This window comes from Nonlabens sp. (genome assembly GCF_018401815.1).
GTDB lineage: Bacteria > Bacteroidota > Bacteroidia > Flavobacteriales > Flavobacteriaceae > Nonlabens.
This window is the reverse complement of record NZ_JAGYKG010000003.1, coordinates 81,927-105,358: the sequence shown is the minus strand read 5'-3', so window position 1 is coordinate 105,358 and position 23,432 is coordinate 81,927. Positions and strand designations below refer to the sequence as shown.

22 protein-coding genes, 3 tRNA genes and 1 pseudogene are annotated in these 23,432 nt (G+C 37.2%); 16 read left to right on the top strand and 10 right to left on the bottom strand.

Annotated features, from left to right (window positions below):
• The first annotated feature begins 1 nt into the window (after position 1).
• On the top strand, positions 2 to 817 hold the full coding sequence (locus KG732_RS07135) for a DUF4249 family protein (RefSeq protein WP_213521917.1): 816 nt from the start codon (positions 2 to 4) through the stop codon (positions 815 to 817).
• 236 nt (positions 818 to 1,053) lie between these two features.
• On the opposite strand, the gene KG732_RS07130 is transcribed toward KG732_RS07135, so the two are convergent.
• Positions 1,054 to 1,689: an NAD(P)H-dependent oxidoreductase gene (locus KG732_RS07130; RefSeq protein ID WP_366508887.1), complete on the bottom strand. Its 636-nt coding sequence runs from the start codon at positions 1,687 to 1,689 to the stop codon at positions 1,054 to 1,056.
• A gap of 182 nt (positions 1,690 to 1,871) precedes the next feature.
• On the opposite strand from KG732_RS07130, the gene KG732_RS07125 reads away from it, so the two are divergent.
• The 5 genes from KG732_RS07125 to KG732_RS07105 all read left to right on the top strand — a co-directional run bounded on the left by KG732_RS07125 (position 1,872) and on the right by KG732_RS07105 (position 5,962).
• Positions 1,872 to 2,258, top strand: a complete 387-nt coding sequence (locus KG732_RS07125; RefSeq protein WP_213521915.1) for a hotdog domain-containing protein — start codon at positions 1,872 to 1,874, stop codon at positions 2,256 to 2,258.
• Positions 2,258 to 2,917, top strand: a complete 660-nt coding sequence (locus KG732_RS07120; RefSeq protein WP_213521913.1) for an ElyC/SanA/YdcF family protein — start codon at positions 2,258 to 2,260, stop codon at positions 2,915 to 2,917. Before KG732_RS07125 ends, KG732_RS07120 begins: the two co-directional genes overlap by 1 nt.
• Before the next feature lie 227 nt (positions 2,918 to 3,144).
• Positions 3,145 to 3,229: transfer RNA gene (locus KG732_RS07115), tRNA-Ser, on the top strand.
• Between the two features lie 316 nt (positions 3,230 to 3,545).
• A complete protein-coding gene (locus KG732_RS07110; RefSeq protein WP_213521911.1) occupies positions 3,546 to 4,898 on the top strand; it encodes a dihydroorotase in 1,353 nt (450 codons plus the stop codon).
• Positions 4,899 to 5,134: 236 nt separating this feature from the next.
• Positions 5,135 to 5,962 (top strand): universal stress protein, encoded by an 828-nt coding sequence (locus KG732_RS07105; protein WP_213521909.1) that lies wholly within the window; start codon positions 5,135 to 5,137, stop codon positions 5,960 to 5,962.
• An 18-nt stretch (positions 5,963 to 5,980) separates the two neighbouring features.
• On the opposite strand, the pseudogene KG732_RS07100 reads toward KG732_RS07105, so the two are convergent.
• The 7 genes and pseudogenes from KG732_RS07100 to tgt form a co-directional block, all read right to left on the bottom strand.
• Positions 5,981 to 6,229, bottom strand: a pseudogene (locus tag KG732_RS07100) (hypothetical protein); the annotation flags it as partial.
• Positions 6,230 to 6,333: 104 nt separating this feature from the next.
• The gene (locus KG732_RS07095) at positions 6,334 to 7,596 is read right to left on the bottom strand and encodes an asparagine synthetase B (RefSeq protein WP_213521905.1); all 1,263 of its coding nucleotides are present in this window, start codon (positions 7,594 to 7,596) and stop codon (positions 6,334 to 6,336) included.
• 129 nt (positions 7,597 to 7,725) lie between these two features.
• Positions 7,726 to 9,267, bottom strand: coding sequence for a replicative DNA helicase (dnaB, locus tag KG732_RS07090; protein ID WP_213522479.1), 1,542 nt, complete (start codon positions 9,265 to 9,267; stop codon positions 7,726 to 7,728).
• Positions 9,268 to 9,556: 289 nt separating this feature from the next.
• The gene (locus KG732_RS07085) at positions 9,557 to 10,510 is read right to left on the bottom strand and encodes an acetyl-CoA carboxylase carboxyltransferase subunit alpha (protein ID WP_213521903.1); all 954 of its coding nucleotides are present in this window, start codon (positions 10,508 to 10,510) and stop codon (positions 9,557 to 9,559) included.
• Positions 10,511 to 10,848: 338 nt separating this feature from the next.
• Complete coding sequence (locus KG732_RS07080; RefSeq protein WP_213521901.1) at positions 10,849 to 11,748, bottom strand: DMT family transporter; 900 nt, start codon at positions 11,746 to 11,748, stop codon at positions 10,849 to 10,851.
• Positions 11,735 to 12,805: an LptF/LptG family permease gene (locus KG732_RS07075; protein ID WP_213521898.1), complete on the bottom strand. Its 1,071-nt coding sequence runs from the start codon at positions 12,803 to 12,805 to the stop codon at positions 11,735 to 11,737. The genes KG732_RS07080 and KG732_RS07075 overlap by 14 nt, the downstream gene beginning before the upstream one ends.
• Entirely contained in the window at positions 12,805 to 13,935 is a 1,131-nt protein-coding gene (gene tgt, locus KG732_RS07070) for a tRNA guanosine(34) transglycosylase Tgt (RefSeq protein ID WP_213521896.1), read from the bottom strand. The genes KG732_RS07075 and tgt overlap by 1 nt, the downstream gene beginning before the upstream one ends.
• Positions 13,936 to 14,207: 272 nt before the next feature.
• Here tgt and KG732_RS07065 point away from each other — a divergent pair, with 272 nt between their 5' ends.
• Both KG732_RS07065 and KG732_RS07060 read left to right on the top strand, forming a co-directional pair.
• A complete protein-coding gene (locus tag KG732_RS07065; protein ID WP_213521894.1) occupies positions 14,208 to 15,053 on the top strand; it encodes a transketolase in 846 nt (281 codons plus the stop codon).
• A gap of 32 nt (positions 15,054 to 15,085) precedes the next feature.
• Entirely contained in the window at positions 15,086 to 16,039 is a 954-nt protein-coding gene (locus tag KG732_RS07060) for a transketolase family protein (RefSeq protein ID WP_213521887.1), read from the top strand.
• A 534-nt stretch (positions 16,040 to 16,573) separates the two neighbouring features.
• On the opposite strand, the gene KG732_RS07055 is transcribed toward KG732_RS07060, so the two are convergent.
• Complete coding sequence (locus tag KG732_RS07055; protein WP_213521885.1) at positions 16,574 to 17,734, bottom strand: FKBP-type peptidyl-prolyl cis-trans isomerase; 1,161 nt, start codon at positions 17,732 to 17,734, stop codon at positions 16,574 to 16,576.
• Positions 17,735 to 17,815: 81 nt separating this feature from the next.
• Here KG732_RS07055 and KG732_RS07050 point away from each other — a divergent pair, with 81 nt between their 5' ends.
• The 3 genes from KG732_RS07050 to KG732_RS07040 are packed head-to-tail and all read left to right on the top strand — an operon-like array spanning position 17,816 to position 19,264.
• On the top strand, positions 17,816 to 18,193 hold the full coding sequence (locus tag KG732_RS07050) for a S4 domain-containing protein (RefSeq protein WP_213521883.1): 378 nt from the start codon (positions 17,816 to 17,818) through the stop codon (positions 18,191 to 18,193).
• Positions 18,190 to 18,774: a class I SAM-dependent methyltransferase gene (locus KG732_RS07045; protein WP_213521881.1), complete on the top strand. Its 585-nt coding sequence runs from the start codon at positions 18,190 to 18,192 to the stop codon at positions 18,772 to 18,774. The genes KG732_RS07050 and KG732_RS07045 overlap by 4 nt, the downstream gene beginning before the upstream one ends.
• A complete protein-coding gene (locus tag KG732_RS07040; protein WP_213521879.1) occupies positions 18,767 to 19,264 on the top strand; it encodes a phosphoribosyltransferase family protein in 498 nt (165 codons plus the stop codon). The genes KG732_RS07045 and KG732_RS07040 overlap by 8 nt, the downstream gene beginning before the upstream one ends.
• On the opposite strand, the gene KG732_RS07035 is transcribed toward KG732_RS07040, so the two are convergent.
• Positions 19,256 to 19,789 carry a shikimate kinase gene (locus tag KG732_RS07035; protein ID WP_300980381.1) on the bottom strand — a complete coding sequence of 178 codons (534 nt, stop codon included), beginning with the start codon at positions 19,787 to 19,789 and terminating at the stop codon, positions 19,256 to 19,258. The two genes, KG732_RS07040 and KG732_RS07035, sit on opposite strands and share 9 nt — an antisense overlap.
• A 98-nt stretch (positions 19,790 to 19,887) precedes the next feature.
• Between KG732_RS07035 and KG732_RS07030 the strand changes: the two genes are divergently transcribed.
• The 5 genes from KG732_RS07030 (at position 19,888) to KG732_RS07010 (ending at position 23,432) form a co-directional block, all read left to right on the top strand.
• Positions 19,888 to 19,960 (top strand) — tRNA-Lys (locus KG732_RS07030).
• Between the two features lie 42 nt (positions 19,961 to 20,002).
• Positions 20,003 to 20,085: transfer RNA gene (locus KG732_RS07025), tRNA-Leu, on the top strand.
• 136 nt (positions 20,086 to 20,221) lie between these two features.
• Entirely contained in the window at positions 20,222 to 21,136 is a 915-nt protein-coding gene (locus KG732_RS07020; RefSeq protein ID WP_213521877.1) for a MerR family transcriptional regulator, read from the top strand.
• On the top strand, positions 21,133 to 22,593 hold the full coding sequence (locus KG732_RS07015) for an NAD(P)/FAD-dependent oxidoreductase (RefSeq protein ID WP_213521875.1): 1,461 nt from the start codon (positions 21,133 to 21,135) through the stop codon (positions 22,591 to 22,593). Before KG732_RS07020 ends, KG732_RS07015 begins: the two co-directional genes overlap by 4 nt.
• Positions 22,593 to 23,432, top strand: a complete 840-nt coding sequence (locus KG732_RS07010; protein ID WP_213521873.1) for a phytoene/squalene synthase family protein — start codon at positions 22,593 to 22,595, stop codon at positions 23,430 to 23,432. Before KG732_RS07015 ends, KG732_RS07010 begins: the two co-directional genes overlap by 1 nt.

Sequence of the window (23,432 nt, the reverse complement as noted above, 5' to 3'; positions counted from 1 at the left end):
GATGAAGAACTTTTTTATATACGCCCTTACGTTATTGTTATTCTCTTCATGCTCTGATGTAGTTCAATTAGATCTCAATAATTCAGATCCGCGACTGGTTGTAGATGCGTACATAGAGCTTAACGAGTCTGGAACCTCATCTACCCGAGTACAACTTACCAGATCTGCAGGGTTTTATGATGAGGAAATTGTTTTTGTAAACGATGCTGTAGTTAGCATCACCGATGCCGATGGCAGCCTCATCCCTATTCCTTTTGTTGCAGACGGAGTGTATAGCACTAACTATCCTTTTATAAGAATGAGCAATCCTACTGAAAACAGCTATACCTTAACTATTACTGATAATGGAGCTATCTATACGGCTACAGAAAGTCTTGAGCCTACGGTACCATTTACAAATGTAGAGCAGGAAATCATAAGCGGCTTTGGCGATGATATTACTGAGGTCACTGCCTTCTTTAACGACCCATCTGGTCTTGGTGATTTTTATCTTTTTGAATACCAAGATATTAATAACGAACAAGTAGATGTTATTGATGATGAATTTACTGATGGAAACCGTTCCCAGACAACCTTTTTTATTGAAGAAGCTACTCCAGGGGTCACCGCAACCATACGTATTATGGGAATAGACCAACGCTGTTTTAATTTCTATGAGACCCTACTACAGCAAGCAGGAGAAGGAGGTGGCGGCCCTTTTGGTACACAACCGGCAGTGGTAAGAGGTAACATCATCAATACCACAGATTCTAGTAGGTTCCCTTTTGGATACTTTAGAATTTCTGAGGCTTTTGAAATTGAATACACAATTCAGTAGGCAGTAGGCAGTAGGCAGTAGGCAGTAGGCAGTAGGCAGTAGGCAGTAGGCAGTAGGCAGTAGGCAAAAATAAATTTTAAGCATAAAAAAAGCGTGATTTTCATTTTGAAAATCACGCTTTTTTTATGCTATAGTTTAATAATACATTCCGTTAGAATAGTAGGACACCTTAAATCATGTTTACCTCATTTTATTCAGTCAGTAGTGGGTTGTATCTTCTATTATTTTACTGTTTTCTACAAGTAGGAAACCATTTCCTGTTGTGGTCGGCGTACCTTTTTTAATTGAGACATCAAGTCATCCATCGCTCGGTAACCCACAGGAAGTAGTAAGGTGCTTTTTAACCCTTTGCTTTTTAAATCTAGTAACTCATCTATTTTCTCGGGTACAAAACCTTCCATAGGACAGGAATCGATTTGCTGTTGCGCGCAAACAGTGAGTAAATTACCTAAAATCAAATAAGCTTGGTTCTTTGCCCACAACTCAATTTCTTCAGATTCTTTCTTGGAAAAAGTACTTATCAAGAAGTCTTGAAAAGGCTGAATCACCTCATCTGGTGTGTTGCGCTCCTTTTTAACTATAGAAAAATAATCTTTTACGTATTGTTCATCAACAGCAGTCGTACATATCACTAATACGGCGCTGGCATCTTTAACTTGCATCTGACCATAAGAATGAGGTACCATGTTCTCCTTAAGATCTTGATCTTGAACAACAATTAACCTGCAAGGTTGTAAGCCATAGGAAGTAGCGGTAAGATTAAAGGCTTGTGCGAGCAACTCTAATTGGGTTGTTTCCAGTTTTTTTTCAGAATCAAATTTTTTGGTTGCATACCTCCATTGCAAACTTTCTATACTATCCATAGTTGTCATACGTTATCTTTGTAAATGAGAATTTGGTACATATTCCGCTTTCGCACGGAATACAGTTCGGTATAAAATTCTGTTTTTAAAAGAAAAACGGAAAGCTAGAACCATAACAGGACCTTTTTAATTACCATACAAAAATAATATGCACAACTTGTCCTTTAAGGGCTTTACTATAAGATTTTTCAATGAAGTACATCGATAAACGAATTAAGCAATCCAGGACGAGTATTTTCAAGGCTATTTTTCCTAAAACGACCAATCATCACGACACGCTTTTTAGAGGTACAGCCTTACCTCTTATGGATGAAGTTTCTGTTATTTGCGCCGCTAGATTCTCTAGAAAAAATGTGGTACCCATAAACACAGATCAAATAGAATATAAAAAACCATTCCCGCTTGCTAGTATTATTGAACTGGTAGGTCATTTTGCTAAAGTAGGTAAAACCAATTTTGTGGTAGAAACTTATACTTATATAGAAGATATGTACTGCTATTGTCGTGAAAAAGTGGTGACAGGAATCTTTACTTTTGTCGCCATAGGCGCTGACAAAAAACCTTCATCTATTATTTAATGCGCAGGATATTAAACATACTCGTTTTTAGTGTCATCATAGCACTAGTAGTCATTTTCATTCTACAACTGCACATCAAGCGCAGCTCCAGAGATTTCATGGTAACCCAGATTACCCAACTTCAAGAAGCCCACACTGGTATTGTTTTAGGTGCTAGTGTAAAACCAGATAAAAGCCTTTCTCTTATACTTCAAGATCGAGTAGACGCAGCATTACTCGCTTATGAAAACAAAAAGTTTAAAAAATTTCTTTTGAGTGGTGATCATCGAACAAAAAACTACGATGAAGTAAACGCCATGAAAAACTACCTCAACAATAAAGGTGTTCCAGACGAAGATATTTTTTTAGATCATGCCGGCTTTGACACCTACGACTCTATGTATAGAGCTAGGGATATTTTTAAAGTAAAAAGTGCCATTGTATTTACGCAAGAATTTCACCTCCCTAGAGCCCTTTATATAGGTAAAAATATGGGGATGACTGTACAAGGCTTTATAGCCGATCAACATGAGTATCCAGGAAATAACCGCTTTATTCGGAGAGAATGGCTAGCAAATATGAAAGCTTGGATAGAACTGAACATTAAAAAAACGCCAACCTATTCTGGAAAGGTGATCCCAATTACCGGTGATAGTAAGCTGTCTCATGACAAAGACTGAAAGCTCGAAAGTTTAAAAATACGCTTTTCAAAAATTGAATGAAAAAGTAAGTCTTGCTAAAGTACATTATGCATTTCTATGCCTGTTTTTAAAAATGTAGGTATTAATTTTTCTTTTCATTTTAAAATAGAATTCGATATGTTTTTTCTTATTATCTCATCGATTTTTAAAGAATAATTGTATATTTGCAACCGCTTAAACAAAAAGCAATTTTTGTGGAACGACTAGGAGAAGTGGCAGAGTGGTCGAATGCACTGGTCTTGAAAACCAGCGAGGGTTACACCTCCAGGGGTTCGAATCCCTTCTTCTCCGCAACAACCCTGATCATCTAAAGATGATCAGGTTTTTTTTATTTTACTGTAGTGAAGATTAACGTCTCTAAAAATAAACCCATCTATTACCTCTATTTTCTTTTTAAAGGTTGATACGCCTTAATAACTATATTTTATTCAACTGCACATTTATCTCAGCTTTAATTAGTTATCGTTCCCACCAACTTTCAAAAACCTGTAGCGATTTTCTATTCGGTTGGTATGTAGTAAATTTGAAGCTATCTAATGTTACCCAAATTTCACAACGACGTTTGCTTTAAACTAATAAACTAGGCTTATTCAACAAGAACTGAACCATGAATCAAGATATTTTAATTAAGAATTCTACTATCGTAAATGAAGGAAAGATAGTTGTGGCAGACCTACTGATCTCTAATGGACGAATTGACCAAATTGGAAGTATTGACGTAGGACCAAATTATAAAATAATTGACGGAACCGGAAAGTACCTATTCCCAGGAATAATTGACGGACAAGTTCATTTTAGAGAGCCTGGACTCACACACAAAGGGGATTTGTATACCGAAAGCAAATCTGCCGTAGCAGGCGGTGTCACCTCTTTTATTGATATGCCAAATACAGTTCCAAATATTTTAACAATAAAAAGTTTGAAGGAAAAATTTAAAATTGCTTCAAAAAAATCTTTAGCAAATTATTCATTTTTTCTTGGGGTAAACGGAGATAATATTGATGAAATAATAAAATTAGATACGGGCCCATTTATAGGTATTTCTGATGACGGTTTATATTTTACAAAAAAAGGAAACCTTTTAGCTGATAGTCCTGAAAAGATGGAAAAATTATTTGCTAACTGTAAATCAATAATAGCAATTCATTCAGAGAAAGAGGAAATTATAGAGGCAAATGAACAGGCGTTCAAAAAAACGTACGGTGAAGATATTCCGGCAAAATTTCATCCAATCATTAGAAGTACTGAAGGCTGTTACGAAGCTACTAAACGCGCCATTGCTATTGCCGAAAAATACAACACTCGCCTTCATATTCTTCATTTATCAACAGAAGCAGAAACCCACTTATTTAAAAATAACATTCCTCTAAATGAGAAAAAAATAACTACAGAAGTTTCTGTTCATCATTTATGGTTTTCAGATAACGATTATGATCGACTAGGCATGCTTATAAAATGGAACCCAGCCATTAAAACCAATAAAGACAAACAAGGTCTATTCCAAGCATTACTTGATGACAGGATAGATATCATAACCACTGACCACGCTCCACACACTTTAGAAGAAAAAGAAAGACCGTATTTCCAGTCTATGTCTGGAGCTCCAATGGTTCAACATACGCTCAATTGTATGTTGGAGTTTTACAAACAAGATCTGATTTCGTTAGAAAAAATAGTTGAAAAAATGTGCCATAATCCTGCTATTTTATACCGTATAACAGATCGAGGATTTATACGAGAAGGCTATTTTGCCGACTTGACCTTGGTAGACTTAGATAGCAAATGGACAGTGGCTAAAGACAATCTTTTTTACAAATGCGGATGGTCGCCGTTAGAAGGGACGACATTTCAAACGGAAATAAAACAAACATTTGTGAACGGAAATTTAGTGTACGATGATGGAATATTTTTTGAAGAAGAAAAAGGAAAAGAAATTGAATTTGATAATGGAAATCAATAAACCCCCAGCTAGCGTGAGCGACTCACTAGTGACCGCTAGCGCGAGCTTCTCGCTCTTGACCTCACAGCTAGGGACACAATTGAAACTACATAAAAGAGGATAATAACAGACCTAAATATTGCTTTTTGGATAACTAGCATGTCTTAATAATAGGGAAATCTGATTTATATCAGCTTTTAAATTATAGAAGCAGATTACTTTTGAACGCATCAATAAAAGGTAGTTAACAGAAGAAAATGAAAAATATAATTATTCCCGTAGACTTTTCCATTCACTCAGAAAATGCACTTAAAGCTGCGGTGGAAATTGCCAAGAAACACCAATCCACGGTAACTATAGTGCACATGATCGAATTTCAAGAAGTACATTTATCTCAAGAAGAGAAATCTGAAGAAAGTCGCTATTTTATGGAGCTTACGCAAAAACGCTTAGACAAATTTTTAAATAAGGAATATTTGAAAGGAGTTGCTATTCAAACTGTTGTAAAAAATTATAAAGCCTTTAGTGAATTGAATCAGGTAGCAAAAGAACATCATGCAGACCTTATTGTAATGGGGTCTCATGGAAGTAGCGGAATTCAAGAGGTTGTTATAGGTTCTACAACTGAAAAAGTAGTTAGAACATCTAATATTCCAGTATTAGTAATTAAAGGTGATAAAAAATTTGCGCCGCGTCAAGGAGTGCTTGCATGTGATTTTAAATTAGAAAGTAAAGATGTTTTTATAAAAGCGATGAATCTATTTAAAGTGCTACAAATACATATCTCTTTAGTTTATGTCAATCTGCCATCAAGCAGTTTTCTAAGCACCAATCAGATTCATCATCAAATCGAAGAATTTTCTAATATTTTGAAAGATGCTTATCAATTTTCACCTGAGGAGGTTACTATTTTTTCAGACTTCAGTGTGGAGAGTGGAGTGTTTCATTTTGCTGAAAAAAAACAAGCTGATATTATTGGTATTCCAACACACGGCCGTAAAGGATTAGCTCATTTCTTTTCTGGTAGTATTGTAGAGTCTATGGTCAATCATTCTTCGTTACCCGTGATCACGTTTAGAATATAAAACTAAAATAATAATCTGTTAATTAAAGCCGCCAGCTAGCTGGTTAAAACGAACGCGATGCAATCGCGCGCGACACGGAATGACTTCTAGTCCTTCCAATTCAACTCCATCTATAACTCTATTTTCGCTAAATGCATAAGGACTATTATAAGAATACTGAATAGACAAGGGATCCACAGCAAAAAACCTACCCAACCTTGGATCATGCATTCTATACTTATAGTTATAACTATTCCCTTCTCCTTTCACTTCATCATCACGCTCCTGTCCTTGGAAGCCTTATCTATAAGAATCACTATCTACAGAACCGTGGCGGTAAGGCAGTAGCATACCGCCAGGATAGTAATCGTTATAACAAAACAACTGCCTTATCAAGTTTTCTGCTTTTTCTTTCTAGCCGCAGGAAAGAGTACGTTATTTAAAATCAAGCGATAACCTGGACTGTTGGGATGCAAGCTCAACTCCGTAGGTGGATCTCCTACTCGATGCTGGTAATCTTCTGGATCATGGCCGCCGTAGAAAGTGAAAAATCCTTTACCGCGTATGCCGTGTATGTACTTGGCTTCTTTGTTGATTCTGTTCTCCCCTAGTACCAAAACATTTTTCTTTACCTCTTCCCTATAAAAACTAGTGGTCTGCCCCATAAATCCTTTGACAAGACTGGTATGGTTTTGATTGAGCATGGTAGGAATAGGATCCCATTTAGCACTGAAATCCATTAAAGAGAAATAATCCAATTCTCGATCAATCGTACGCTTGGTGGTCATATCGATGGAACTGAATTCGTAAACCATAGGTGAACGCTCTAAGGTATAATCTGTAAAAGCAAAAGTCTTAGAGTAATCAATTTTATTTTGATACCCGGGATCACTCGCATCACCATCAAACATAGGTTCTGCAATATCAACTCCTTCGGCACTAAGTGCAATGTCAAAACTGTCTGTCGCGCTGCACATCGCAAACATAAAACCTCCACCGACTACATAGTCTCTAATTTTAAGTGCCACATCGCGTTTTTCTTCACTCACTTTATCGTAGCCTAGCTTTTGCGCCAATTCTTCGGCTTGCTTCTTTTCTTCCACATACCAAGGCGCTGCTCTAAAACTGCGGTAAAATTTACCGTACTGCCCCGTAAAATCTTCGTGATGCAAGTGCAACCAGTCGTATAATATAAGTTGGTCAGATAGTACTTCCTCGTCGTAGACCTTGGTGTATGGAATCTCTGCATAGGTGAGCACCATAGTAACGGCGTCGTCCCAAGGCAACGTACCTGTAGGAGAATACACGGCTATTTTAGGAGCTTTTTCTAGCAAGACTTCTTGCATGTTTTGAGAGGGACTGGCTACCAATTCTAAGATAGAACGTACCTCAGCTTCGGTCATTTCTTCAAAGCTCACACCTCTTACGATCAATTCTTTTTTGATTTCTTCCACGTTAGGAACTAAAAAAGAGCCACCTCTATAATTGAGCAACCACTTCACTTTAGTTCCTTTAGAAAGCACCCAATAAGAGATCCCATAAGCTTTTAAATGGTCTGCCTGAGTCTCTGCATCCATGGGTATGAATAAATATTGAGCCTGTGCAAAGAGTCCACTCGCACAAAATAACAAGAGTAAGATGGTTCTTTTTAGCATTCTTCAAGTGTGTAATTATACCGCTTTCGCGAAAGCGGAATTTCAATAAAAACCTACCTTCTACAAGCTGACCACTAATATAATAATGGAATGCGGAACAGACTGCAATAAGGAGTCCAAATTATTCCACTAGAACGGCATGTCGTCATTAGGAATTCCAAAAGCATCCCCAGGAGTTCCCGCTTTAGGATTGTCAAAAGGATCTGGTTTTAAAGTGTCGTCGTTTGCAGCATTCATTTTAGAACCGAATTCTTCTGGAGTAGTAAAGAACTGATCCAAATTATCAAACTTACCGAACTGTCCTAAGAACTTTAAACGTATGGAGTCGGTCGCACCATTACGGTGTTTTGCAACGATAAACTCTCCTTGACCAGCAGTAGGAGTGCGGTCGTCATCATCCCATTCATCCAGACCGTAATATTCTGGTCGATAGATAAAGGATACAATATCTGCATCTTGCTCAATCGCTCCAGATTCCCTTAAATCAGAAAGCAATGGACGTTTAGACCCACCACGAGATTCTACCGCACGAGACAGTTGTGAAAGTGCAATTACTGGTACGCTCAGTTCTTTGGCAAGGGCTTTTAAGTTACGAGAGATCGTAGAGATTTCTTGTTCGCGATTCCCTCCTTTGTTACCAGTTTGGGCTGTCATTAATTGCAAGTAATCAATCATGATTAACTTGATACCGTATTGTGACGCCAGTCTTCTACATTTGGCACGTAGGTCAAAAATAGATAGTGATGGGGTGTCATCAATAAAAATAGGCGCTTGTTCTAAGTCTTTTACTTTTACGTTAAGTTGTTCCCATTCATGTGGCTCTAGTTTACCGGTACGCAATTTTTCAGAACTCAAGCCTGTTTCTGAAGAAATCAAACGGGTAATCAATTGTACCGAGCTCATCTCTAGAGAGAAGAAGGCTACTGGAATATTATTTCCTACGGCAATGTTACGAGCCATACTCAAAGTAAAGGCTGTTTTACCCATACCTGGACGTGCAGCGATAATAATTAAATCTGAAGGCTGCCACCCACTTGTTAAACGGTCCAAATCTGTAAAACCAGATGGAATTCCGGAGAGTCCATCGCGATTTGCTATTTCTTCAATACGCTCCTTTGCCTGACGCACCAAATCCATAGCGGTTTCTGTACTTTTTCTGATATTGCCTTGAGTAACTTCATAAAGCTTAGATTCTGCCTTGTCTAGTAAATCAAAAACGTCCGTAGATTCTTCGTAAGATTCAGTAATAATCTCTGTAGAAATTTTGATCAGACTGCGTTGTATGAATTTTTGAAGAATGATTCGCGCATGAAATTCGATATGCGCAGTAGAACTTACTAATTGTGATAATTGAACCAGGTAATGATCTCCACCAGCGACTTCTATTTTTTCCATTTTACGCAACTGTGCGCTAACAGTTAATAAGTCAACTGGTTTCCCTTCTTTAAAGAGAATATCTATGGCTTCAAAAATGACTTGGTGGTTTTTTTGATAGAAAACATCTGGAGTAAGAAGGTCAATGACCTCATCTACTCCTTTACCATCAATCATCAAAGCACCAATTACAACCTTCTCTAAATCAACTGCTTGAGGTGGTATTTTACCTTTTTCAAGAGTGATGACAGAAGTGTTTCCTGAAGAGAGATTAGGGAGTTGTTGTACTTTTTCCATAGAGTTCAAAAGTAGGGTTTTAAAAAGGTTTTATTTGTGTTGATCAATGACAACTTCATCAACAATTTGATCAAAAAGACAGTTTATAACATGTTAACAAGCATTGTTTTTTTTTAAAAGCTAGGTAGTATCAATGGATACAAAAAAAGCTAGCCTTCTTCTCTATCGCGTTTTCAGTTGATAAGTCTTTTAGATCTTAGAAAACAAAAAAAACAAATGAAAAAAGCCACAAAATTGATGTGACAACTTTGTAGCTTTTTTAAGAGATTGTTAAATATTGTCTTCTCGTTTATCCTTTAAAGACTCCCATATTAGCATATTTGTCCATACGTTGCTCTACAAGGTCTTTAGGCGTTAAATCTTTTAATTCTTCATAATGTCGAAGTATGCATTCTGCCACAGATTTAAAAGTAGTCTCTCTATCTTTATGAGCGCCGCCTTCTGGTTCTTTGAGAATTTCGTCTACTAGGTTAAGTTTCTTCATATCTGTGGAAGTTAGTTTAAGGGCATCTGCAGCTCTTTCCTTGTATTCCCAGCTTCTCCATAAGATAGAAGAACAAGATTCAGGCGATATCACAGAGTACCAGGTATTTTCTAACATGACTACCTTGTCTCCTACTCCTATACCTAATGCTCCACCACTAGCTCCTTCACCTATAATCATAACGATAATAGGCACCTTGAGACGTGTCATTTCTAGAATATTTCTTGCTATAGCTTCTCCTTGACCACGTTCTTCTGCTTCGAGACCTGGATAAGCCCCTGGAGTATCAATTAAAGAGACCACTGGTATTCCAAATTTCTCTGCACTTTTCATTAAACGAAGAGCTTTGCGGTATCCTTCTGGATTTGCCATACCAAAGTTGCGGTACTGGCGTGTTTTGGTATTAAATCCTTTTTGCTGTCCTATAAACATAAAACTCTGGTCGCCTATCTTACCTAGTCCACCGATCATCGCCTTGTCGTCTTTGACATTGCGATCACCATGTAATTCCAACCAGGTATCACCACAAATCGCTTTGATGTAGTCCAAGGTATACGGACGACTAGGATGACGAGACATCTGCACACGTTGCCATGCGGTCAAGTTGGCATATATATCTTTACGAGTTGCTTTGAGTTTTTTCTCTATTTGCTTGATCGTAGCACTGACATCAACATCACTCTCTTCTCCTAAGGTAATCGTTTGCTGGTATTTTTCTTCCAGCTCTTTGATCGGTAATTCAAATTCTAAATATTCCATATGAGGGAATTTGTTTTTTGGATCAACAAATATAGTCATATGAGTTGAAGTAAAAATACATTTGAATTTGAAACTCCAACGGTATTTGAATTGATCTCTAATTGCAAGTCTGCTTTGCCCTACTTCAATAAAAGCGCCATTCACCTGAACTACCTGACCCAAAAGGAATACCCCATAACTATGTGTTTGAAATAATAATAAGCACCCCCCTTTAAAGCGGCATGACTTGATGAGAATATGCTATGAACACCTTGATCCAAAACGCCTAATTAAAACTGATACTGAAAACTGATACTGCGACTGAGACTGGGACTGAAAACTGAGAATGAGACTGCTCGCTACTTCTTTGCCAGACGTGTCTTTAAAATACCATTACTTATAATAACGACAAGAATCACTACCGCACCTATATAAAACTCAGGAGTCATTTCTTCAGCATCTCCTAGAATTAAAAATGCCAGAAAAATACCATAGACTGGTTCTAAGTTAATAGTTAACATGACCGTATAAGCACTTAAGAACTTCATGACTTTTACACTAGCTATAAAGGCATAAGCAGTGCAAAAAGAGGAGAGAATACCTAACCACAACCAATCCATTTGGGTGAGCTGCGATGGCATCACAAAATCCACTGGAAGAAACACAAAAAACAAAGAAAGCAAAATCACACCACTTGATAACTCATAAAAAGAAATCAACGACGGCGGATGTTCCTTTGCCCATTTCACATTCAGAATAGAGAAAGTCGCACTCAATAAAGCACTGATCAAGCCCAAAATCATTCCGGTCACGTATTTTGTCTCAATTTGAAAGATGTAATACAGTGCCCCCATGATCACTACTCCAAAAACCAGTTCGTACCACACCATTTTTTTTGACGTAAACAAGGGTTCTAGTAAGGCGGTAAAAAAAGCTCCCATACTTAGCATCGCCAGAGTTACAGAAACATTGGATTCTTTAATTGCTCCAAAAAAGGTGACCCAGTGCAAGGCAATTACTACTCCTGCTATTAGAAAACCCAGGATTCGCTTTCGCGAAAGCGAACCTTTACCGACCAATTGAAAAGGAATTTTCTTCCATTTCATATAGATAAAGATGAGTACCACGGCCATGCTCATGCGCCACCAAACCAGCGGAATAGAATCTATACTGATAAGCGCACCCAGTACTGCGGTAAAACCCCAGATGAAAACTATAACATGTAGGTGCAGGTAATTAAGGAATTTATCGTCTCGCATTTCTAATTAGAAAAAATGCAACAACAGCAAAGAATATATTGGGAAACCATACGGCGATCCAAGGATTAAAGGTGCTTTTCTCGGCAATCGTACCAAAGACTTTATCTAAAAACACATAGGTCATTGCGATAACTATTCCAATAGCGAGGTTCATCCCCATACCTCCACGTTTTTTAACAGAGGACACCGCTACAGCAATAAGCGTAAAAATAAAAGCACTTACAGGAATGGAAGTACGCTTGTACTTTTCTACATAATAGATGTTCATATCGGCATTACCGCGTTTTTCTTCTAATTCAATAAAGTCGTTTAATTCAGTGAATTGAAGGGTCTCTGCGATATAGTCTGAGGGGGTAAGCTCATCGATATCAAAGAAAAACAGGGTGTCCTTTCTCTGCTCACGTTCTATTTTTTCTCCGTCTTCAAGAATCGTTCTTTTTTTATACCCACTTAGCACATAGATAGAATCTTCAAATTTGATGCGGTTGGCATAGATCTTATATTTCAATTCATTTCCTTCAAAATGTTCTAAGGTAAAATCAAAACCTATTTGAGAAGACGGTTGGTAATTGCTCACATAAATATAATCGTTATCGTTGATTTGTCTAAAAACATTAGTGGTCTTTTTATCACCACCACGATTGAAGTACTTGTTTTGAAATTCATTAAAGCCAGAAGAGGCGTTTGGCACAAAGACGGCGCTAAGAATAAGTGCAATGACACAGACTATAGTAGCTCCTATAATATAAGGCCGTAAAAATCTGTTAAAGGAAACTCCAGAACTTAAGAAGGCAATTACCTCGGTGTTCATCGCCAGTTTGGAGGTGAAGAACATCGTAGAAATAAACAAAAAGAGTGGAAACAAGAAGTTAGAAAAATAAATAGTAAAGTCTATCAAGTATACGATTACTTCACCAAAAGGCGCATCATTACTTATTATTTTACCTATTTTTTCGGCAATATGTACGGTTACCATAATAGGTAAGAACAAAACCAACAAAAGTGCAAATGCACCTAGGTACCTTTTTAATATGTATGTATCTAATATACTTAACACTAGAGTCTGTTATCCATTTGCTTGACCATTTTATCTTTCCACGTTCTAAAATCACCCTCAATAATGCGTTTGCGTGCCTCTCTCATTAACCACAAATAGAAAGAAAGATTGTGTATGGTACAAATTTGTCTTCCTAACATTTCATTTACGGTAAATAAATGACGCACATAAGCTTTAGTGTAAACCGTATCTACCCAAGCATAATCTGCAGGGTCTAATGGAGTGAAATCTTCTGCCCATTTTTTGTTTTTCATGTTCATGGTACCATGAGCGGTAAAGATCATACCGTTGCGACCGTTACGTGTAGGCATAACGCAATCAAACATATCGACCCCTAAAGCGACATTTTCTAATAAATTGATGGGGGTTCCCACGCCCATTAAGTAACGAGGTTTTTCTTTTGGAAGAATAGCAGTTACCACTTCCGTCATGGCATACATTTCTTCAGCGGGTTCTCCTACAGAAAGTCCGCCTATAGCATTACCAAACTGATCGGTTGCAGCAATAGCCTCGGCACTTTGTTGTCTTAAATCCACATAAGTACTTCCTTGAACAATAGGGAAAAGTGTTTGTTTGTGGCCGTACAAGTCTGGTGTATTATCAAAATGAGTAATGCATCTTTTTAACCACCTATGCGTCATGTGCATGCTACGTCTCGCATAATTATAATCACATGGATAAGGAGTACATTCATCAAAAGCCATGACGATATCCCCACCAATACTGCGCTGTATATCCATAGCACGCTCTGGAGTAAAGGTGTGGTACGAGCCATCTATATGCGATTTGAACTTCACCCCTTCTTCCTTAATCTTGCGATTAGAGCTTAAAGAATAGACTTGATAGCCCCCAGAGTCGGTTAAAATAGGGCGGTCCCAATTCATGAATTGATGTAGTCCTCCTGCTTTTTCTAAAATATCAGTACCTGGTCGCAAGTATAAATGGTAGGTGTTTCCCAGTATAATATCTGGATTGACCTCTTCTTTCAGCTCCCGCTGGTGGACCCCTTTTACAGTACCAATAGTACCTACTGGCATAAAAATAGGAGTTTCTATTTTACCGTGGTCGGTATGGATCACTCCAGCTCTGGCTTGACTCTGTGAATCGCTTTGTAGTATATCAAATTTCATGAGCGGCAAAGATACTTATATGAATTTAAATTTGTGCTTAAGATCAAGTGAACAAATAAACAGAGCTGGAATAGGAATCAAATTTTGAAATGTTCCGCTTTCGCGAAAGCGAGATATGCATCAACCTTAAAACCAAAGCGTTTCAAGTTTTTACTTGAAAACAAACCGTATTTGTTCACAAAACACCTGATATCGTTAATAACTGGCTTTAAGAAAAATTCTTCTTAAGCCTGTTTAAGCCTACTTTTGGAAGATCATTTAAAACCTCTAAAATGGCTGATACACAGCAATTAAAAGATTTAGTAACACAAGTACGTCGCGATATTGTTAGACAAGTACACGCCGTAAACAGTGGACACCCTGGTGGTTCACTAGGTTGTGCAGAATTTCTAGTAACCTTATACAACGAGGTGATGGACCACAATCCTGAATTTAACATGGATGGAACAAATGAAGATTTATTTTTTCTTTCTAATGGTCACATCTCTCCTGTTCTATACAGCGTTTTAGCGCGATCTGGTTATTTTCCAGTTGAAGAATTGAGCACCTTCAGAACATTAAACTCCCGATTACAAGGACACCCTACTACCCATGAAGGACTTCCGGGTGTGCGTATCGCAAGTGGTTCTTTGGGTCAAGGAATGAGTGTTGCTATAGGTGCAGCCGTTGTAAAAAAATTAAATGGAGATGCTAAAACAGTCTTCACTTTACACGGGGACGGGGAGCTTCAAGAAGGTCAAATATGGGAAGCAGCAATGTATGCTGCCGCCAATAAAGTGGATAATTTAATTTCTACTATTGATGTCAATGGACAACAAATAGACGGAAGTACCGAACAGGTTCTCGCTCTAGGGGATTTAAAAAATAAGTTTGAAGCTTTTGGCTGGAAAGTTATTACTGTTGCAAAAGGTAATGATGTAGACGCTGTTCTCGCAGGTTTAAAAGAAGCACTTGCCTCTACAGGCAAAGGCTTACCTATTTGTATCCTGTTGCACACAGAAATGGGTAATGGAGTAGACTTTATGATGGGATCTCATGCATGGCATGGTATTGCTCCTAATGACGAGCAACTGGCTGAAGCATTGAGACAAAATCCAGAAACCTTAGGCGACTATTAACTTAAAGAGCATCTGCCCAGCAGATTTTAGATATGAAAATTTACGAAAATACAGGAAGTAAAGACACCAGATCCGGATTCGGTGACGGACTTACAGAACTAGGACAAAAGAATAAAAATGTGGTAGCGCTTTGTGCAGATCTTACCGGATCGCTCAAAATGAACGCTTTTGCAGATAACCACCCAGAACGTTTCTTTCAAGTAGGAATAGCAGAAGCTAACATGATGGGAATGGCTGCAGGTATGACTATAGGTGGTAAAATTCCATTTACAGGAACATTTGCTAACTTCTCTACAGGTCGTGTATACGATCAAATCAGACAAAGTATTGCTTATTCTGATAAAAATGTAAAAATTTGTGCTTCTCACTCTGGGTTAACTCTTGGAGAAGACGGTGCAACTCATCAAATCCTTGAAGATATAGGATTGATGAAAATGCTTCCAGGAATGACCGTAATCAATACTTGTGATTACAATCAAACTAAAGCAGCAACACTTGCTATAGCTGAACACCACGGTCCTGTTTACTTAAGATTTGGACGCCCTAAAGTAGCTAACTTTACCCCAGAGAAAGGTGAGTTTAAGATAGGAAAAGCGGTAGTACTTCAAGAAGGAACCGACGTTACTATTATTGCAACCGGTCACTTAGTTTGGGAAGCTCTAGAAGCTGCTAAAGCTCTAAATGAAAAAGGAATCAGTGCAGAAGTGATTAACATTCACACGATCAAGCCTCTAGATGAGGAAGCCATTATCCAATCTGCTAAAAAAACAGGGTGTGTTGTCACTGCTGAAGAACATAACTTCTTGGGAGGATTAGGGGAAAGCGTTGCTAGAACTTTATCTCTTAACTGCCCTACACCTCAAGAATTTGTAGCCACTAATGACACCTTTGGAGAAAGTGGAACACCTGAACAATTGCTTGAAAAATACGGCCTAAATGCAGAAAACATCACACTAAAGGCTGAAAAAGTAATCAAAAGAAAATAACCCAACACTTTTTTATTACAAAGTCCTCATATCAATATGAGGACTTTTTTTGCGCCTATTATAAACGACATAACACTTCAATACCTTTATACACAGCAATAAGAAACAAAAAGAGAAGAATACCTCTAAAGAGATTTGAAACACAAGGTAATCTTCACCCCTGTAATCATGAGACAAATCTGAAAGTAGCTTGAACAAATGGGATAATGCCTCTTAAAAACTATAACATCCTATTCCATTACAACAAATTATGTGGCTAAGGAAAACTTCAATTCTATCGGGTTTTTAAAATCACCAACTCTTCCAATTAGGAAGGATTATCAGTTTACCATACAAAGCCTGCAGCAATTTTTAAAATGAACAACTTATATTGGTTCGTTCGTATTTATGAGATCCAGAAACATCAGATTCTAGGCATGACTCGATATAAAATTGTAAGTCAGGATTCTTATTTTTATAACAGCAAAGAACACATAAAAAAAATGGAGCCCACTTAGTAAGAAGACTCCATTTCTCTATTTAGCTTTTTGAAATCTATGAATCTGGATCTAAATAATCTGGTATACCATCACCATCAGTGTCGCGCGCATCTGAAGGGTTACCGTTATTGTCGGGATCTGCATGTTCTTGTGAAGTAGGAATACCGTCCCCGTCGTCATCGCTATCTAGATAATCTGGTATACCGTCATTATCCGTATCACGCGCATCTCCAGGGTTACCATTACCATTGGGATCTGGTTGTTCAAAGCGGTTTTGAATACCGTCATTATCAAGATCTATATTTACTTCATTAGGGTCTAAATACCCAGGAATACCGTTGCCATCAAGATCTTCTGCATCGCTAGGATCACCATCTCCGTTAGGGTCTGCATTTTCAAATATGGTAGGTACGCCGTCGCCATCATCGTCGGCATCAATGTAGTTAAAACCTCCATTGATGCGGTCCTTATCTGTATTATCTCTATCCTCTGGAGATCGTACGTCTTGATCACCGTCTAAATCTTCAAATTTTGAGAGGATACCATCATTATCGTGATCTGTAATTTTTACTTTTCTCAACTGATAGGTAAAAATTAATGGGGAGTACTGTGGAATGGCACTTTGGATGCGATTGAAATAAGCTAAACCTGACGGCATAAAAACAGCTCCTACTCCAGAATCGAAATAAGAAAGGGTTCCGTCTCCATTAGAAGTAATACTGGCAGCTTCATTGAGCTCTGAAATACCTGCCGTAAAGCCATCCACCACATTAGGCAAATCAAACCATACCGAATTAATTGAACCATCAAAAACAGTATTGTCTAGTAACCTTCCTTCATAGGAGACAAGGGTGCTGTCAGCGAAAGTAGGTTGTTCCAATCCACCTCCTTGACGAACAATTAACGTGTAATAAGTGTAATCTATTCCATCTCTAGTCAAGACCTTAGAAGCCACTTGACTTGACAGTGGTATCTTGTTAGCATTGGCATTTGCAATGGTATCAAATGCTATTGCGAAATCAGTCCCTACAGGATGAGCAGCAAACTCTTCATAGTTGTAAAAGTGGGTATTCAAATAATTTTGTAATTTAACAAGATCTTCCGTGTATACTTCGCCTCTGTCTCTTACCGTGATGCGGTTGTCATCGTCGTTCCCACAAGAAATCAAAACAATACCAGTAATAATAAAAGAGAATAAATATTTAATTTTTTTCATCATCATTTTTTAAAGCCACCAAAGATAGTATTTTCCACTATTTTTGTGGTGCTGTGATAACGTTTAATAACAAAGCATCTTATGCGAGTAGATAAATTTTTATGGAGTGTGCGCTATTATAAGACCAGGAGTAAGGCAACCGATGCCGCTAAAAAAGGGCGTATTCGTATAGCTAATTCTATAGTTAAACCCTCTAGAGAGGTATTCCCTGGTGATTTAATTGAAATGCGCAAAGACCAGATCGATTATAAAGTGGAAGTTCTTGATCTACCGGATGGTCGTGTGGGAAACAAAATTGTTGATTTATATCGTTTGGATCGAACTCCTCAGGAGAATTTTGATACCAAAAAGCTGATCGCGCTTAATCAAGATTACTATAGGAAAAAAGGTGAAGGAAGACCTACAAAAAGAGATCGCCGTGATTTAACTGGACTACTTAATCAGGACGAAGAAGAATGAAGCACGATCAACATTACTGGCAAAAAAGATATGCAGAACATACTACAAGTTGGGATTTAGGACACGCCTCTTCACCTCTTAAAAGCATCATAGATAAAAGTGATCATAAAGAAGCACCTATTTTAATTCCCGGTGCAGGAAATGCTTATGAGGCCCTATATTTGATAAAGAAGGGTTTTAACAATGTAACAGTATTGGACATCGCTATTCAACCTCTATTGCAGTTAAAAGAAAAAATTACAAATGCAACAGGTATACATATAATACATGAGGATTTTTTTGAACATCAAGGAAGTTATGATCTTATTATAGAACAAACATTCTTTTGTGCCTTAGAACCTCGCTTTCGCGAAAGCTATATCAATAAATGCCATGAACTATTAAACACCAATGGATGTATAAAAGGAGTCTTATTTGACTTTAAAACTACAAGCAACGAACCGCCTTATACGGCAACTAAAAAAGAATATATTAACTTGTTTCAAAAAAAGTTTAACATCATTAAACTGGATCGATGTCTTATTTCAGAAGATACTAGACAGGGAAAAGAACTTATTATAAAGATGAAAAAAAATGACTGAAAACCAAATTCTCGATCACAATCAAGTGCAACATAAAATACGTAGAATCGCCTATCAAATTGCTGAAGTTTACATCAAAAATGATCGCATCATACTCGCCGGTATCGCCAATGGTGGCTACACTTTTGCCAAGGAGTTAAAAAAAGCACTGTCCAAAATCATTCCAACTGAAATAGTATTATGCAAAGTCAGCGTTAATAAAACTAATCCGTTAGATCCTATACAAACCAACCTGCAAGCAGACGAGTACAAAAACTGTGGGGTAATTCTATGTGATGATGTATTGAATAGCGGCACCACACTGATATATGCCGTAAAGCACTTTTTAGACGTTCCTTTAGACCGATTAAAAACCGCCGTGTTGGTGAATAGAAATCACAAGAAATATCCTGTCAAGGCAGATTTTAAAGGAATTTCTCTATCTACCACAATGGAAGAGCACATTGAGGTACAGTTAACTAAAAAACCTTTTAGTGTGGTTTTAAAATAGTAAAGCCACTATCTTATTAACCTGCTCCTCCACTGATTCCTCACCGACCTTTAACGTCTGTTTTGCTTGTTGATAGTAAGGACGTCTTTCAAAAAGGTGCTTGCCCAAAAAATGCTGTAATTCTTGCTCTGTGTTGATGCCACTTAACATAGGGCGTCGTGATTTTTCAGACCCTAAACGCTTCACTAAATTTGCTGTAGAAACATCTAAATAAATGCTGTGAACTTCGTCCTTATTATTGAGGTAATTCATGGAATCATAATAACAAGGCGTTCCGCCTCCTAAGGATAAAACCATATTATTTTTAGAATTCAAGACGTCTTCGAGAGCTAATTTTTCTTTTTTTCTAAAATAAATATCCCCGTGATCCTTAAATATTTGAGGAATACTTTTGTTTTCTAATCTTTCTATTTCCTTATCCAAATCTACAAATTTGACTGAAAGTGTTTTTGCAAGTTCCTTTCCCACAGTGGTTTTCCCAGAACCCATATACCCTAATAAAACAATTTTAAACGCCATTTTCATTCTCCATTTTGTGGTATGTATTATTTTATAAAATTAAACTAAAAAAATTAGGTTGCATTTAATCTTAAGCAGTATATTTGCAGCCGCTAACGCAAAAAGATCTGGTAGCTCAGTTGGCAGAGCATCTCCCTTTTAAGGAGAGGGTCCTGGGTTCGAGCCCCAGCCAGATCACTTTTCTTCAAAAAGTCCTTATTTTTAAGGACTTTTTTATTTACCTGGGTGCTGAAATTGGTAGACAGGCACGGTTGAGGGCCGTGTGTACTTTGTACGTGTGGGTTCAAGTCCCATTCCAGGTACTTTATAAATCAGACTTCAGGTCTGATTTTTTTATGCTGAATCCATCCAAGTTTATAAAGTTAATAAATCAACAAACTCCAATCTTTGGTCAATAATTTGTTTAACTTTACCAGGTAATAAGTAAACAATTCCATTTTGATAAAAAGTAAGTTTAGTATCAAAGATCTAGAGAACCTTAGTGGTATCAAATCTCACACGATCAGAATTTGGGAAAAAAGGTATGAGCTTTTAGAACCGGATAGAACAGATACTAATATCAGGTCTTATAACCTCTCTTCTTTGCGCAAAATATTAAACGTCAGTTATTTAAAAAATTCAGGTATCAAGATATCTACTATTGCCAGTTTAACTACTACGGAAATAGAGACTCAAGTACGCACTCTCGTTAAAAGAAATAGTAAAAACGATCACGCAGTGCAAGAATTAAAATTAGCTATGGTTAATTTTGATCAATTTATGTTTCAAAAAGTTTACGATGCTGTTCTGGCAGAAGTAGGATTTTCAGGTGTTTTTTATCGCCTATTTATTCCTTTTTTAGAGGAGTTAGGATACTTATGGCAATCCAAAACCATCAACATAGCTCACGAACATTTTATAAGTCATTTGATCAAACAAAAGGTTTTAATCAATTTAGAAAAAGTTCAATATCAAGAAGTTTCTAATAAAAATAATAACGTTTACGTATTATTTCTCCCGGAAAATGAAATGCATGATTTAGGCCTTTTATTTTTAAATTACGAATTACTAAAAAGAGGATGCAAAACGGTTTACCTAGGAGCTAGCATGGTTCTTGAAGCCCTGCCGTTTTTTAAAAACCAAGGTATTACTCCTATCTACATTACCTATATCACTGTCAACCCTACAGAAAAGGAACTTCCTTCTTTTTTAAGAAAGTTTGATCGTAAGGTAACTAAAGAAGATGCTGTTGAATTGTGGATTTTGGGATATCTTGCACAAAAAATTAAACCTAAAGACCTAAGTAAAAATCAAACTGTTTACAGCGGGATCTCTGAGGTAATCAAAAAAATACCTGAATTAATTGAAGCATGAGTAAAGTAGCCGTAATTGGATCTGGATTTTCATCATTGGCCGCTGCCTGCTATTTGGCACAGTCCGGTCATGAAGTCACTATTTATGAAAAAAATGACACTGTAGGTGGACGAGCAAGAAGACTCCTAAAAAATGGTTTTACTTTTGATATAGGCCCTTCTTGGTACTGGATGCCCGATATCTTTGAACGCTTTTTTGAAGACTTTAATAAAAAGCCCTCTGATTATTATCAATTGGATAAATTAAGCCCTGCTTATTCAGTAGTTTTTGAGGATGAAAAAATTGAAATTGCAGATAATCTAAACGATATCAAAGCTACCTTTGAAAAAGTAGAAAAAGGAAGTTCCAAACCGTTGCAGCAGTTCATGGCTAAAGCAGAAGAAAACTACGAGATAGCCATCAAAAACTTAGTATACCGACCTGGTGAATCTCCTTTAGAATTGATTACCCCTCAGACAGCAAAAAAGGTAGGTGCCTTTATTGGTAACGTTTCTAAAGATGTTAGGAAAAAATTTACCAATCCCAAATTGATTAGTATTCTTGAATTTCCAGTACTCTTTTTAGGAGCGACCCCGCAAAACACTCCTAGTTTTTATAATTTCATGAACTATGCCGACTTTGGCTTGGGAACATGGCATCCTAAAGGGGGTATGTATGAAGTAATCATTGCGATGAAAAAACTTGCTGAAGAGTTGGGAGTCGTAATCAAAACAACTAGTCCTATTGACCAGATTGTAGTAGATAATCAAGGACGAGTGGAAGGAATTATAACAGGTGGTCAGACACACCTCTATCCGATTGTATTATCTGGAGCAGACTACCATCATTCAGAGTCGTTACTACCTCTAAAGTACCGACAATATTCGGAAAGTTACTGGCAAAAGAAAACCTTTGCCCCTAGTTCTCTGATATTCTATGTAGGCTTTGATAAAAAATTAAAAAACATTGAACATCACAATTTGTTCTTTGACACTGATTTTACGAAGCATGCCAATGAAATTTATGAAGATCCTAAATGGCCTGAAGAACCCTTGTTTTACGCAAATTTTACCTCTTTAACAGATGCCTCAACAGCACCCGTAGGTTGTGAAAACGGATTTTTCTTAATTCCTTTAGCACCTGATTTAGAAGATACGCCAGAGCTAAGAGAAAAATACTTTGATAAAATTATTAAAAGATTTGAATTGAGAACAGAGCAAAATGTTTCCGATCATATTATCTTTAAAGAATCATTTTGTGTGAATGATTTTATTTCAGAATACAACAGCTATAAAGGAAACGCCTACGGGATGGCAAATACCTTATTACAAACAGCATTTCTTAGGCCTAATTTAAGAAGTCGCAAAGTTAAAAACCTTTATTTTACAGGCCAGTTAACAGTTCCAGGTCCTGGTGTACCTCCATCGCTCATCTCTGGAAAACTAGCTGCCGAACTTATTAACAAACACGATCAATAATGAAAAGCTTATTTGATAAAGTCTCTAGAGATTGCAGTAGGGCCGTTACTGAGAATTACAGCACTTCTTTTTCACTTGCGAGCAAAATGCTAGGACCCACCATAAGGCAGGATATTCATAATATTTATGGTTTTGTAAGGTTTGCAGATGAGATTGTAGATACCTTTCACGACTTTGATAAACGCAGTTTACTGGACAGGTTTGAGAAAGATCTTACAAGTGCGATAGCAGAAAAAATAAGCCTCAACCCTATCCTAAACTCTTTTCAAGAAACGGCAAACAACTACGATATTACTCCAGATATGTATGGAGCATTTATGAATAGCATGCGCTTAGATCTAGACAAATCTGTTTACTTAACCGATGAAGAATATAGAAATTATATTTACGGCAGTGCAGATGTGGTAGGTTTAATGTCCTTAAAAGTTTTTGTAAAAGGAAATAAAGAACTTTATGATGACCTGAAAGAAGACGCTATGCGCTTGGGAAGTGCGTTTCAAAAAGTGAATTTCTTGCGTGATCTTAAAGCAGATCTTGACACTTTGGAAAGAAGCTACTTTCCTAACACAGATCTTCACGATCTGAGTGAAGAAGATAAAAATCGATTAATTGAAGAAATAAAAGAAGATTTTGATGCAGGTTTGCGAGGTATTCAACGACTACCTATAGAAGCAAAATTAGGAGTTTATACTGCTTACGTCTATTATAGAAGATTGCTTACTAGATTAGAACGCACTCCTTCTAAAGAAATAAGAAACACAAGAATACGAGTTCCTAATTATGAAAAATTTTTCCTGCTTTCTAAAGGATATGTAACTTATAGACTCAATTTGATTTAA

Coding starts and splice junctions, on each gene's coding strand:
- KG732_RS07095 (WP_213521905.1), bottom strand. CDS start 7,596: ATGCTAAAAAGAACCATCTTACTCTTGTTATTTTGTGCGAGTGGACTC.
- KG732_RS07055 (WP_213521885.1), bottom strand. CDS start 17,734: ATGAAAAAAATTAAATATTTATTCTCTTTTATTATTACTGGTATTGTT.
- KG732_RS07080 (WP_213521901.1), bottom strand. CDS start 11,748: ATGCGAGACGATAAATTCCTTAATTACCTGCACCTACATGTTATAGTT.
- KG732_RS07015 (WP_213521875.1), top strand. CDS start 21,133: ATGAGTAAAGTAGCCGTAATTGGATCTGGATTTTCATCATTGGCCGCT.
- KG732_RS07130 (WP_366508887.1), bottom strand. CDS start 1,689: ATGACAACTATGGATAGTATAGAAAGTTTGCAATGGAGGTATGCAACC.
- KG732_RS07050 (WP_213521883.1), top strand. CDS start 17,816: ATGCGAGTAGATAAATTTTTATGGAGTGTGCGCTATTATAAGACCAGG.
- dnaB (WP_213522479.1), bottom strand. CDS start 9,267: ATGGAAAAAGTACAACAACTCCCTAATCTCTCTTCAGGAAACACTTCT.
- KG732_RS07060 (WP_213521887.1), top strand. CDS start 15,086: ATGAAAATTTACGAAAATACAGGAAGTAAAGACACCAGATCCGGATTC.
- KG732_RS07085 (WP_213521903.1), bottom strand. CDS start 10,510: ATGGAATATTTAGAATTTGAATTACCGATCAAAGAGCTGGAAGAAAAA.
- KG732_RS07125 (WP_213521915.1), top strand. CDS start 1,872: ATGAAGTACATCGATAAACGAATTAAGCAATCCAGGACGAGTATTTTC.
- KG732_RS07110 (WP_213521911.1), top strand. CDS start 3,546: ATGAATCAAGATATTTTAATTAAGAATTCTACTATCGTAAATGAAGGA.
- KG732_RS07065 (WP_213521894.1), top strand. CDS start 14,208: ATGGCTGATACACAGCAATTAAAAGATTTAGTAACACAAGTACGTCGC.
- KG732_RS07105 (WP_213521909.1), top strand. CDS start 5,135: ATGAAAAATATAATTATTCCCGTAGACTTTTCCATTCACTCAGAAAAT.
- KG732_RS07035 (WP_300980381.1), bottom strand. CDS start 19,789: ATGAAAATGGCGTTTAAAATTGTTTTATTAGGGTATATGGGTTCTGGG.
- KG732_RS07120 (WP_213521913.1), top strand. CDS start 2,258: ATGCGCAGGATATTAAACATACTCGTTTTTAGTGTCATCATAGCACTA.
- tgt (WP_213521896.1), bottom strand. CDS start 13,935: ATGAAATTTGATATACTACAAAGCGATTCACAGAGTCAAGCCAGAGCT.
- KG732_RS07045 (WP_213521881.1), top strand. CDS start 18,190: ATGAAGCACGATCAACATTACTGGCAAAAAAGATATGCAGAACATACT.
- KG732_RS07010 (WP_213521873.1), top strand. CDS start 22,593: ATGAAAAGCTTATTTGATAAAGTCTCTAGAGATTGCAGTAGGGCCGTT.
- KG732_RS07040 (WP_213521879.1), top strand. CDS start 18,767: ATGACTGAAAACCAAATTCTCGATCACAATCAAGTGCAACATAAAATA.
- KG732_RS07135 (WP_213521917.1), top strand. CDS start 2: ATGAAGAACTTTTTTATATACGCCCTTACGTTATTGTTATTCTCTTCA.